Consider the following 12317-nt stretch of genomic DNA (forward strand, 5'->3'; position numbering starts at 1 on the left):
TTCGGAATTTTGAAGTTCTTGATGCAAAATCACTATCAAGAGAACTTATAACCACGGAAAAGCACGGGATGACACGGAAACCGGCCTGATGGCCGGTGAGTACTTCGGGCCTTTATATAATCGATTCGTAACTATTCAGCCTACTGATAAAAAAAGCATAGTTTCAGCTAATGTTGCAACTATCGGATAATAGCGGCGCTCCATTGAGCGCCGCTCGAATAGCATCCATGACATTCAAGCTATTCTTTCTAATAGTGGATATGTATCCCCGAATTCTGCAGAAAGCTACCGCTCCTTCGATGCTTCGGAAAGTTCCCGAAATCTTCTGTTGTAGCTTCATCATTCTGATGTCTCGCTCTGCTTGATTATTATCAAATGGAACTCTCAGGTCATTGAGGAATTTCAGAATCCTATCCTTGTATTTTATGAACCTATCAAGGAGATTCTTTGCTTTTGTTTGTGCTGGTCTTCCTCTTTTTTTAACCTGTTTTGAGAGGTCAGGAGGTGGATTTTCTTCAATTCCCTCTTTAATTATTTTATCGTATATTTCCTCGAATGCCCTGACTTTTATTGGATCTATTGGAATTTCCATTTCTCTGCATTCGTCGGTATATTTTTTTACTTCACTCAGAAGTTCATTTACTTTTTTAGCCCATTGCTGCTCAAAATTCTCTTCAACTCCAGTGAGGTCCCTCTTAAGATGAGCATTGCAGAGAGCATGTTCACATCCATATTTGTTGTATGATGCCCAACCATCATGAACTACTACCCCCTTGTATTCTGGAAGAAAACCCAAAGCATTCATTGCCTCTGATCCTCTTTTTGGATGTACAAAATAGTATGTCCACAGACTGTTTGAAACAACATGGAGCCACCATTTTGTCCCTAAAACCCTCATTCCTGTTTCATCACAATGTACAGAATAGGCTACCCGTAGATGTTCGAAAACAGCTTTTTCGAAAGGTTCCAATTTCTGGAATAATTCCTTTTCAGCTCTTTTTATGGTAGCAGGGCTGATACGTATTCCATAAAAGTCCTCTGACAAATCACAAATCCGTTTATAAGGAATCAATTGAAAGTTCCTTAAATATACAAGAGAGGATAAAAGGCGAGGTCCATATTGAATAGGGAATTTTATAGAGTCTGGAAAAGTACCTTTGTTTATTTTCCCACAGTGAGGGCATTTCTTGGACTCAGCACGATGTTCGGTAAATATGATGTTCACAGGAGGAATATCAGCTTCTTGCCTGCGTTCACAGTCCCGAACTTCAGTATCTTCAAGATCATGACCACAATTTTCACAGCAGTGAGGGGAATGAAATATTATATGGTCAGGATCCCCAACCATTTCGAAAGTACTTCCAGAATGACCTTTTTGACCACCAGGTTTTTTCCCACTTCTTGTGCGGCTACTCTTAGGTTTAGGTTTTTCATTCACAAAAACGTCAGTAGAAGGAGGTTTACTGCTGTTTTGGCTGTTTTGATTTAGACGAGCCTCTAAAACCCTTACACGTTCCTCAAGTTCAGCAATTTGAGAAGCCTGTTTCTCTATGATAGTCTCAAGTCTCTGAATTACAGCAACGACTGCTTCAGGGCCTTCTTCATAGATTTCAAGAATCTCTTCACGTGTAAGCATGATACTGAAGAGATAGAGTTATTTTATATGCAATTTTTCCTCGAAACGAGGAAAAATTGCCTTTGTTCAAAGTATGGCTGAATAGTTACATCGATTCAGAAATGATTCTGGACAAAACACAAGAGCAACCGTAAATGGCGTCTTCCGACCTTTTTTTTCTGTGTGTTCCGTGGTTTGAATTCATACACAAAACACCTCCACCAACAAAAACAAAGCAAGCATTAAACAGAGAACTGCCATCAGCAAAATTCGGAATTTTCGCATCAAAATGTAAGGAATAATCCACTATAATTCGGATTTACAATCCTGTATGAGTATCAATCCATTATTTTGCATTAAAAATATCCTGAAGAAAACCTGCTCTTGCAAGCCTTTTTTCAACATAGATCCAGAAAAACCCGAGCAAACCCCCTATCATTGCTCCCACAAGCACGTCCGATGGATAGTGGACTCCAATAAAAACCCGGCTAAGGCTTACAAGCACGGCAAAAATCCACACGAATGGCTTTAATTTTCCCGCTCTGGGATGTAAAAAGACTGCCGAGGCAAAGGACATAAGGGTGTGTCCGCTCGGCATGGAGTAGCCGGTTGTACAGGTCACAAAACGGATATCTTCGGGCCTTGGGACCGCAAAAATCGGTTTAAGGCCCTTTGCCAGACCCCAGGCGACGACAAGCAGGGAAAGATAAAGCAGGGCCTCGTTTCTTCCTCTGTAATAAAAGAGAAGGGCCAGGATCAGGAAGAGAAAGTAATCGAAGTTGTGGCTCACAAAGAGCATGAACCCGTCCAGAAAAGAAAAGGAATTAAGAATCCGCAGGACTTCGTAATTGAACTCTGTAAACATGAAACCATCCTGTAATGTATTAATATGTAATCTTGCTTCCCAAAGCATATCAACCTTTCAGATGAAGTTTGTGGCGGGTTTTGTCCGAAACTCGAAAGCTCATCCCCTCGCAACATAACGCTCGGAATTTCCGTATGGGACCAGTTTCCCGTTTTCAAGCACGGAAATTGAGCCGTGTCCGCAGTAGATCAAACACTTTTTTCCGGCTCCGAGCTGGTCCTCAAGTTCCGAAACGAGGTCAAAAAGGGCCTTTCTTTCTTTGCGGGCAAGTCCGCTATCCACATTTACCGAAGTCATAAGGAAGTCTGCCAGGACGTTGTACTCCGTCCTTTCGGCCCCCAGACTCCTGAAGTTTATCAGGGTATCTTCCGGGAAGAGTAGGCCTTCGCCAGGGCAGAGGTAAAGGACTTCCCCGTGCATGTGCCCTCCCAACCCCTCCAGGGCCTCGAACTCAAGTTCTCCTATTTTGAAGCGACCTATTACCGGAAAGGCTCCCCGCATCTCCATATTTTTGAATTTTTCGGACTTTTCCGGGCCTTCTGATTTTTCTGATCCCTCTGACTTTTCGGAGAGGTCCGGAATATCGGGGAAAAGCTCGAAATTTGTGGGAAGGGAGTACTTTGAAAACAGGTTGATCATCTTTGTATAGACCTCTTCAAGGATGCACTCCTGATGGGTGGAACCGTAAGCCCGGTTTGTTTCCCTTGCGACCTTTAAAGTTTCCCGGTTAAGGTAAGCCCGGGCCGGGAAATAGCCTGCAGCCCCGCAGTGGTCGGCGTCCGCGTGAGTAATATAGATACGTTTAAGCCGGTCCAGGTCTCCGAGCCCGTAGTGATGGAACATCTTCACAAGGTCCGGGTAATAGATCCCGTAACCCGTGTCGATCATGATCATTTCTTCCGGGGTGTTGAAGAGGTAGATGTTGCCTCCACAGGGGGGTTGGAAGCAGAAAAGCTCGATTTTTTTGCTAACCTTTACCCGCTGGACATCAGCGTAAAATCCGGCCCCTGAAGTCCGGTTCAGGGTTTCGCCCACCTTCAGGATGTTCTCAAAGACATCGGAGGGGTCTTTTTCGAGGTTCGAAAGTTCCTGGGCAATATGGTTGATATCCTGCAAAAACCTCATGAGAAAAGCGTCTTCAGTGTCTCCGACATAGGCCCTCAGCCTCTTTGCAAGACAGACGTAAAAAACCGTGTCATCGAGCTTTTCTCCTCGCGTGTCGTACTCGAGGATCTCAAGCCTGTAGCGGGACTTGAGCCGGTTTAGAAGAGTATCTATAAGGCCCGCGTTTTCGACATTCAGACTCACCCTGAGCCTTTCGGGGTGTCTTCCCCGGTCATCGAAGTCCAGGAAGGTGATGTTTGCCCCGGCCAGGGTCAGCTGGTCCAGAAACTCAAAGAGAGCCCCGGGCCTGTGCGGGAGATAAACGTAGAATTTCAGAAATCCTACGGGCTGCAGGGATGTCTGAAGGTAACCAATCCGTTCAAGTTCTTCCCGGATTTTCCCGTATGCCGTGTTTGATGCCGAGACCTCAAAAAAAACGGTATTCCGATCTATCCGCCTGTCGTACTGGACCCGGTTTATGTTTCCCCCGTAGCGTTTGACGATCTCCGCTACCCTGTGAAGGGCCCCCGGCTCGTCCGGCATGTGGGTAATAAATGAGAACTGTTCCGTGCCAAATCCCCCTGTGGTCCAATCTTATTTTACGGTTTTTCCTTCTTATTTTACATAAAAATCCTTTTCACTTTTAATAAATCTTACTGTAATAGATTTTAACATCTGAATCCTGAAGGTAAAAGCCCGCAGGCTGCAAAAGCCTCAACAATTTCCCCAAGCGGATTTCTGGCCCGGTAAAAAAGATGCGATTTACATTTACAGTCCGTGCACCCGAAGCCGGGCACGGAGTCTCCCCCGATTTCAGAGGCCAGGGCACATTCAAGCCTCTCTGGAGTGGGGGCGCAGATCACGCAGGCGAGGGAAAAGGAAGGGCTCAGGTGCAGATAATCAACGTGCCATTTAGGCTTTTTGTCCCGGTTTCCGGAAAGTGATATGTGTCTGATCACCCGTTTCAAGCCTCCCGGTCCGAGGGCAGAGCCTACATATATATGAAAGCCCGGCCTGAAAGAAAAATCTCCTTTTTTTCCCACGGGAAGGGTGCATTCCCGGTTTTCAAAAACCAGGCAGTAAACCCCTTTTTCCGAGAAGATAGGGGAAGGGGCTGAAGCATCAAAAGTTTCCTTGATGATTAAATGAGGAAAAGGGGTAGAAGAGGTAGAAGAGGTAGAAGATGAAGGCTCGGGAGGGTGGAGTGAAGAAGGAAGGTGTGAAGAAGTGGGGGTGGTATGTTTCATCTTTCCCCTACCCTTTTCGAGACCATTTCGTACTTTTCAAGCAGGGGATCTACCATACTTTCAAGGTTTTTTTTTCCCAGAAGGGCCTGAACCCAGTTTTCTGGGACAGCCTCGATCCCGAGCCTGGCTCCCATGATACCTCCTGCCACAGCGCCCACGGAGTCCGAGTCTCCTGTGATGTTAACGGCTGTTTGGACCACTTTTTTGTAGTCGTCGGGATACCTTAACATGCAAAAACAGGAGAGGGCAAAGGTCTCTTCGGCATACCAGCCCTGCCCTATTTTCCGGAGGGCCTCTTCGTCACTCATATCCCGTTTCGCAAGTTCGTAAGCCTCCTCAAAAGCCTTCGTAAACTCTTCAGAAATCCCGGCCGTGACTTTAAGGAGGGGGTCAAACATCTCTTCAGGCCGTACTCCGTCCAGGGCCAGCTTTACAGCATAAGTGCCCGCAATACAGGCTGCGTCTGCTGTCGGGTGGCAGTGGCTGATTTTGCCGGAAAGGGAAGCGACCTCAAGCAGTTTTTCAGGGTTGTTCCTGTAAATGAAACCAATAATTCCGGAGCGCATGAGGCTCCCGCATTTTTTCGATTCTTTAATCCCGGACTCGCTCCAGTGAAAGCCTTCTCTCAGGCGGGCGGCTGCGCCCTTGCAGGTTTCCCCGGCCCCAAGGTCCGGCTCATCCAGCCATTTTACGAATTCCTCGGCAAGGATGGGCATGAAATCTTCAGGCTCAAGTTCGGCCCCTCTGAGAAGGGCCCGGGCAAGCACGAGCATGATCTGGGTATCGTCGGTCCAGGGAGAATCCGGGGGAATTTCAGGGATTCCCTTTTCCCCGTACTTTGCTTTTATTTCCTCAAGGCTGAAATGTTCCACGGGACGGCCGAGGGCATCTCCGCAGGCACTACCAAAAAGATAGCCTAGAAGCTGGTTTTTGAGATTCGCATCCTCTTTCATGGTTTGACCACTTTTGTTCTCAGCATTTTAGGTCAGGGGCCTATTAAAGATGCTTATTGTGAAAGGGTTTTATAAAAAGACCTGGCGAAAAAACATTGAGAAAAAAACATTGAGAAATAACATTGAGAAATAACATTGAGAAATAACATTGAGAAATAACATTGAGAAATAACATTGAGAAATAACATTGAGAAATAACATTGAGAAATAACATTGAGAAATAACATTGAGAAATAACATTGAGAAATAACATTGAGAAATAACATTGAGAAATAACATTGAGAAATAACATTGAGAAATAACATTGAGAAATAACATTGAGTAAAAAAGTTTGATGCTCCGATGGGGATTTGAACCCCAGTCGCAGGAGTGAGAGTCCTGAATGATTGGCCGAGCTACACTATCGGAGCACGTTGTTTGCTTGTGGTTTGCCTCTCAGGCAGATATCAACAAGTTATCAATTATATATATATCTTTCGTTTGAAAAAGGTAAAAAGGTGTAATAAGAGCCTGCCAGACAAAAAATTCGGCCTGAAATCGGGGAAAGGGATGAAACCTGTGTGGCCCTTTCCCGGTTCGGCCGTTATTGTCAGGTTTTGCTCTTTTTTCCGGCTCCAGTTTTTTAGCCCTATCACACGAACATTGCGTTTGGATTGGAGGAAGACTCTTTAAAGTTTATGACCTTTTCACGGGCCTGCAGGAAATCGTCCATGGTGATCTGCTTGCCGCGCCTGCGAAGCACGAAGATCCCGGCTTCCTTGACGATGACGGCAAGTGCTGCCCCGCTCATGTCTTTTGTCAAGATAGCGAGTTTTTCAATGTTCACGTCTTTGGCCAGGTTCATCTTCCTGGTGTGGATCTTCAGGATTTCAAGCCGGCCCTTCTCATCAGGGAGGGGGATTTCAATCGAGCGGTCGAACCTGCCAGGGCGGAGGAGGGCGGGGTCGAGAAGGTCGATCCTGTTGGTCGCCGCAATAATCTTCACGTTGCCTGTGGCATCAAAGCCGTCCATCTCGGCCAGGAGTTGGAGCATTGTGCGGTTAACTTCGGCGGAACCGCTGGTCCCGTCATAGGTTCTCATGCTGCCCACAGCGTCTATTTCGTCAATGAAAAGGATACTCGGGGACTTTTCCCGGGCAAGCTGGAAGATGTCCTTGACAAGCCTTGAGCCTTCTCCGACGAACTTCTGAACGAGGTCGGAGCCGGACATCCGGATGAAGGTTGCGTGGGCCTGGGAGGCGATAGCCTTTGCGATAAGGGTCTTGCCTGTTCCGGGAGCTCCGTGGAGGAGGACTCCTGAAGGAGGTTCGATTCCAAGGTCCGTAAAGAGTTCGGGTTCGGTAAGCGGGAGTTCCACACTTTCGATAACCTCTTGCAGCACATTTTCAAGCCCGCCGATCATGCTGTAGTCAACTCCGGGTGAGGTGATAAGCTCCATGACTTGGGCCCGAACATCGGCGGCCCTGCTGACGATTGAGATAATAGAGTACGCCCCGTTTACCGCAACCCTCATCCCGGGCTCGATCTTTCCCTGGTAGTCTTCCGGGATCTGGGTCAGGACTTCCTGATTGTTCCCGTGCTGCCTGAGAAGCGCAATTTCCCCCGTTACCTCCAGAATAGTGGCAATGAAGAGCGGAGGCTCGGTAAGCTGCTCCAGGTGAGCCTTTAATTTATTGATCTCCTGGAGGTGTCGGCCCGTGGCAACACTGGCTTCAAGGAGTCTTGCCTTCATATTTTCGTTCTGGACCTTAAGAATTTCAATTTCGGTTATCAGGGACTTCACGTCCCCGGGGCTAAATACCCCACACTCAATCTGAGACTCTACCCTGGTTTTTACCTCTTCCAGAGAAGACTGTAATTCACTATTTGCGGACATGAGTAACACCTTTTTTATAAACTTTGAATGAATTACGGGTTCAGTTATCTTTTACCCTATTCAAGCGGCAAAAAGCCAGAATGATAATAATTTAATATGTAACAGGTTGTTTTTATTTTTTTGGAGGCGATGAGACATTGGGTTTTTGAGATGCTCGGTGAATGAACTTTTCGGTGATCCCATCAAACTCGATGCCTTCTTCTCCTGCGTGTGTACAATCACAGGATAATAGTTGGCCACCACATTTAGGGCATATTTCCATATCACACCCGTAATGGTGATAGTTTCCAACTTTGCATCCACAGTCCGGACATCGACCTTTTTCATGATCATCGCATTGACCATCTTCTCCGTATTTCAAGGCTTTTAGAGAGGTTCCATCAGTAAATGTGATGGTTCTTGGTACACACCCCTCATCAACAAGCATTTCTTTTCCACATATGTCACATATTGCCATTATTCAAGTCTCCTGTTTAATATTTACCCCTGGTTTTTTTATCTCATATAGTAAAATACTTCTTCCTCAATGTTTCTAATTAAAAATTAGAAACTCCTGTTAAACCTATGGTTTAACACGACAGCCAAAGGCTAGCAGGTGGGGGGGAATTGGCCGATTAAGTTTAGCAAATATTAATTATCGGACCCCTGTTTGAAGAGTTACATCAAAACCTTAATTATTGGTCGAAGATATATATAATGATGTCTGTATGAATGGCAAAAAGCAAGGGGTCCAGAAACCCTGCAGATTATTTATTATTTCCCAAAATGGGGCACCTTATATATAATTTATGCATATATTTTAAGAAACCAACACTGTCGCGGGCAAACACAAATGAAGGGGTTAAATAATAGGAGAATACTATCATCCCATATGCGGACATCCGAAAGTTTTATGAAGATGGGGGCGACGGTAACTGCGGTAGGATTCATAGTATTATTACTAGGTATTCTCCTTACAATGACCCAGCATCCTGCGACCAATCATATTGGCGGGTTAATTATGCTCGGGCCGATCCCCATTGCCTTTGGTTCCTCTCCTGAAATAACAACAAATATACTCGGAATCGGTTTATTAATTATGGTTCTGTATCTCTTTTTATGGAAAACGAAGCGTTGACCGGAAATGTTCTTGTTTTTCTCGGAATTTTGATAATATTTTCCGGATTTTTGATTTTCACACTCGGAAACTTTTTTGAAACACGGTCGGCCAGTGGCCAGAGCAGGCATTCGGAAAAAGAGGGCTCTTTTGAAAGAAGAGGAGCTCCGGAAAGACGTAGTCCTTTTGAAAGAAGCGGTTCTGCCGGGCAGGACTTTGAAAGAAAAAACACTTATGGATACGGCGCGGAGAGGAACTCACCGGAAAATAGCTCTTCTCCGAAAGTAAGAGGCGGAGGGGTGATAATGCTTGGCCCGATCCCCATTGTCTTCGGAAGTGACGGAGAAAGTGCAAAAAGCGCAATAATACTTTCAATTATATTGACCGTCCTTGCCTTCCTCCTGTTCAGAGGACCTGTTTTTCAGTAATTTTTCGGGTCAATGGAAGTAATCCCTGCCCTTTTTCCGCATACGGGACATTCGGGATTTTTCTTCACCTTGATTTCGTCAAAGGTCATATAAAGGGCATCATAATAGAGCATACGGCCTTTCAGAAGGCTCCCTATCCCCAGCAGGTATTTCAGGACTTCCGTGGCCTGAATGGACCCAATAACTCCCGGAAGTACTCCGAGCACCCCTTCATCCCCTGGCCTGCGTTCCGTTTTGGGCGGGCGCTCAAAAAGGCACCTGTAGCAGGGCCCGTCCCCGGGAAGGATGGTCATCGCCTGACCCTCAAAGCGATAGATGCTCCCGTGACAGAGTGGTTTTTTCAAAAGCACGCAGGCATCGTTTACAAGGAAACGGGTCTCAAAATTATCCGAGCAGTCCACGACCACGTCATAGGCCTTTACAAGCTTCAGGATGTTTTCGGGACTCACCCTTGGGAAGGGCTCCACCCGCACCTCCGGGTTGAGTTTTCGCACAAACTCTGCCGCAGACTCGACTTTTGGGGCCCCCAGTTTTCCCCCGTGGATTATCTGGCGCTGCAAGTTGCTACAGTCCACGGTATCCCCGTCCGCAATTCCCAGGGTACCCACCCCGGCAGCGGCAAGGTAGGAGATCACAGGAGAGCCCAGGCCTCCTGCCCCTATACAGAGGACACGGGAAGAGAGCAGGCGTCTCTGGCCCGCCTCTCCGATCTCAGGGAGGACGATGTGCCGGGCATAACGGGAGAGCTGGTTTTCAGAAAGTTTCTCAGAAATTTTTTCAGGGATATTTTCAATAATATTTTCAGAACGTTTTTCAGGAATCTTTTTGGGAATTCTTGTGGGCTGCTTTTTGGACATGGAAACGGAACTCCTGCTGCTCATTTTCAATTAGAAGTTTTTCATGTGCTTTCGGGGAATATAAATTATATGGAGGGCCTTTTTCTCCAATCAAAACATTATTAACCCTTAAAGCTAAATCCAGCGCGTATGTTTACGATTATCACTGGCGCGCAGTTTGGCGACGAGGGAAAAGGCAAGATCGTTGACCTTCTTGCAAAGGATTATGACATTGTTGCCCGTTTTCAGGGCGGGAACAACGCCGGGCATACTGTAAAGGTAGAAGATAAAGTATACAAGTTCCACCTGATTCCCTCCGGCATCCTTCTGGAGGCAAGGGCCCTTATTGGACCGGGGGTTGTTCTGGATCCGGCTGTCCTGTTAGAAGAAATGGAGATGCTGAGGGAAAATGGTGTGGAGGTCAAACCCGAGAAGCTTGGGATCGACGCAAAGGTCAGTATAATCATGCCCTACCATATAGAACTGGACGGGCTTCGGGAAGCTGCCCGGACAACGAAGATCGGAACCACCAAGCGTGGAATAGGCTTTGCGTATATTGACAAGGTCGCAAGAGACGAAGTCCGTCTGGCCGACCTGGCCAACGAAGAGCATTTTCTTGCAAGACTGGAAGAACTCGCTCCTCAGAAGGAAAGCGAGATCTCCGCCCTCGAGGGAGACCCGGCCCTTGTCAGGGATAAGGCCCTGATCGAGAAATACATCCGGCTCGGAAAAGAGCTTGGCCCCTATATAACGGATGTCTCAAGGGAGATTAATGAGGCCCTGGACTCCGGAAAAAACGTAATGGCCGAGGCTGCCCAGGGCACGCACCTTGACGTGATTCACGGGACCCAGAAGTTCGTGACCTCTTCCTCCACAATCGCAGGCTCCGCCTGTGCCAACCTGGGAGTGGGCCCGACAAGGGTGAACAACGTGATCGCGATTGTGAAAGCCTATATAACCAGGGTCGGAGAAGGGCCCCTTCCTACGGAACTTTCAGGGGAACTCGGAGAACAGCTCCAGAAAGCCGGAGGCGAATTCGGGACGACCACGGGCAGAGGCAGAAGATGCGGCTGGTTTGACCTGCCTCTCCTGAAAAAATCCATTGCTCTGAATGGCTATACGGGAATTGCCCTCACGAAACTCGACGTGCTCTCAGGCCTCGAACCGATTAGGGTCTGTGTGGGGTACAGCTACAGGGGAGAAACAATAAACTATCCTCCCGAACTTACGGAAAGCCTTGCGGAGTGCGAACCTGTCTATGAAGACCTGCCCGGCTGGAAGGCCGAACTGACAGAGGTCAGGTGTTTTGAGGACCTGCCTGAAAATGCCAGGAACTACGTCAACAGGTTAGAAGAGCTCATGAGCGTGCCTATTCGCTATATCTCGGTGGGTCCGGGTAGAGCGCAAACCTTTAAAAAACAGTAACTACCTTTAGTTATCTGCTTGGTACACCGAAAGGTGTATATATTAACCAAGAAATTAATCAAACTCACTTTCCAGTTTAGACTAGATCATACTAATCAGCATTATCAAGTCTTGAGACGGAAAATGCGGGTCCTTCATATGGGGGCCTGCTGAGTCCAATAAGTCCAGTAAGAGTCCAATACTGGCAAACCAGCTTGAGTGGATCAGAGTTACAATGTGCCAGTCAGGAAAGACACTGACTAAAATCGGAACGGCACCGGTTGAAGCCAGAACGGCACAGGCTGATAAATCAGTCATCTTCAATAAATATCAGACTAACTCTTAAATGGAGGAGAGTATGACTACCGCTTATGACGTCCCTGCAGCGGAACTGATCGACAAGGTTGCAGGAATTCTCAAGGAAAATGACAAAGTAGTCCCCCCTGAATGGGCGGAATCCGTAAAGACCGGAGTTCACAAAGAACTTCCACCAATCGAAGAAGACTGGTGGTACACAAGGTGTGCCGCAGTTCTTAGAAAGATCTATGCAGACGGGCCTATCGGCGTCGAGAGGCTTCGTTCTGTTTATGGCGGGAAAAGAGACAGAGGCTCAAGACCCTACAGGCGGGCAAAGGGCAGTGGTTCCATTGCAAGAAAGGCTGTACAGCAGCTTGAAGCCGCCGGTCTCCTGCAGAAGGTAAAGGATGGAAGGGCCATATCCCCTAGGGGAAGGTCCACACTCGATAATGCTGCTCACGAAGTTAAGCAGGAATTAATTGAGACAATCCCGGGACTTGCAAAATACTGAAATCATAATTGGTCGGAAGGGGTAAATTTTTCCCGAAAGGGATAAATTTTTCCCGGAAAGCTGAGATTTTTTCAGGATTTTTTCC

12 protein-coding genes and 1 tRNA gene are annotated in these 12317 nt (G+C 47.0%); 4 read left to right on the forward strand and 9 right to left on the reverse strand.

The features are described 5' to 3' along the window. Window positions 1-163: 163 nt before the first annotated feature. The 8 genes from tnpC to ACZ5QV_RS09790 all read right to left on the reverse strand — a co-directional run bounded on the left by tnpC (window position 164) and on the right by ACZ5QV_RS09790 (window position 8117). Window positions 164-1636 carry an IS66 family transposase gene (gene tnpC / locus ACZ5QV_RS09755; RefSeq protein WP_464599339.1) on the reverse strand — a complete coding sequence of 491 codons (1473 nt, stop codon included), beginning with the start codon at window positions 1634-1636 and terminating at the stop codon, window positions 164-166. 325 nt (window positions 1637-1961) lie between these two features. Beyond that, entirely contained in the window at window positions 1962-2480 is a 519-nt protein-coding gene (locus ACZ5QV_RS09760; protein WP_464599639.1) for a phosphatase PAP2 family protein, read from the reverse strand. 99 nt (window positions 2481-2579) lie between these two features. Then, window positions 2580-4127, reverse strand: coding sequence for an MBL fold metallo-hydrolase (locus ACZ5QV_RS09765; RefSeq protein WP_464599640.1), 1548 nt, complete (start codon window positions 4125-4127; stop codon window positions 2580-2582). 125 nt (window positions 4128-4252) lie between these two features. Then, window positions 4253-4831, reverse strand: a complete 579-nt coding sequence (locus ACZ5QV_RS09770) for a GIY-YIG nuclease family protein (protein WP_464599641.1) — start codon at window positions 4829-4831, stop codon at window positions 4253-4255. Next, window positions 4828-5784, reverse strand: a complete 957-nt coding sequence (locus tag ACZ5QV_RS09775) for an ADP-ribosylglycohydrolase family protein (RefSeq protein WP_464599642.1) — start codon at window positions 5782-5784, stop codon at window positions 4828-4830. Before ACZ5QV_RS09775 ends, ACZ5QV_RS09770 begins: the two co-directional genes overlap by 4 nt. A 335-nt stretch (window positions 5785-6119) precedes the next feature. Next, a tRNA-Glu gene (locus ACZ5QV_RS09780) sits at window positions 6120-6194 on the reverse strand. Between the two features lie 221 nt (window positions 6195-6415). Beyond that, window positions 6416-7660 carry a proteasome-activating nucleotidase gene (locus tag ACZ5QV_RS09785; protein ID WP_464599643.1) on the reverse strand — a complete coding sequence of 415 codons (1245 nt, stop codon included), beginning with the start codon at window positions 7658-7660 and terminating at the stop codon, window positions 6416-6418. Between the two features lie 112 nt (window positions 7661-7772). Then, window positions 7773-8117, reverse strand: coding sequence for a hypothetical protein (locus tag ACZ5QV_RS09790; protein ID WP_464599644.1), 345 nt, complete (start codon window positions 8115-8117; stop codon window positions 7773-7775). A 441-nt stretch (window positions 8118-8558) separates the two neighbouring features. Here ACZ5QV_RS09790 and ACZ5QV_RS09795 point away from each other — a divergent pair, with 441 nt between their 5' ends. Further along, window positions 8559-8777 carry a TIGR00304 family membrane protein gene (locus tag ACZ5QV_RS09795; protein ID WP_464602083.1) on the forward strand — a complete coding sequence of 73 codons (219 nt, stop codon included), beginning with the start codon at window positions 8559-8561 and terminating at the stop codon, window positions 8775-8777. After that, the gene (locus ACZ5QV_RS09800; protein WP_464599645.1) at window positions 8759-9184 is read left to right on the forward strand and encodes a TIGR00304 family membrane protein; all 426 of its coding nucleotides are present in this window, start codon (window positions 8759-8761) and stop codon (window positions 9182-9184) included. Before ACZ5QV_RS09795 ends, ACZ5QV_RS09800 begins: the two co-directional genes overlap by 19 nt. Here ACZ5QV_RS09800 and ACZ5QV_RS09805 read toward each other — a convergent pair. Beyond that, the gene (locus ACZ5QV_RS09805) at window positions 9178-10065 is read right to left on the reverse strand and encodes a HesA/MoeB/ThiF family protein (protein WP_464599646.1); all 888 of its coding nucleotides are present in this window, start codon (window positions 10063-10065) and stop codon (window positions 9178-9180) included. The genes ACZ5QV_RS09800 and ACZ5QV_RS09805 overlap by 7 nt on opposite strands. Before the next feature lie 105 nt (window positions 10066-10170). On the opposite strand from ACZ5QV_RS09805, the gene ACZ5QV_RS09810 reads away from it, so the two are divergent. Together ACZ5QV_RS09810 and ACZ5QV_RS09815 are read left to right on the forward strand one after the other, a co-directional pair. Further along, entirely contained in the window at window positions 10171-11445 is a 1275-nt protein-coding gene (locus ACZ5QV_RS09810) for an adenylosuccinate synthase (protein ID WP_464599647.1), read from the forward strand. Window positions 11446-11782: 337 nt separating this feature from the next. After that, the gene (locus tag ACZ5QV_RS09815) at window positions 11783-12232 is read left to right on the forward strand and encodes a 30S ribosomal protein S19e (RefSeq protein ID WP_464599648.1); all 450 of its coding nucleotides are present in this window, start codon (window positions 11783-11785) and stop codon (window positions 12230-12232) included. Window positions 12233-12317: the final 85 nt, after the last annotated feature.

It is taken from the genome of Methanosarcina baltica, assembly GCF_055394095.1.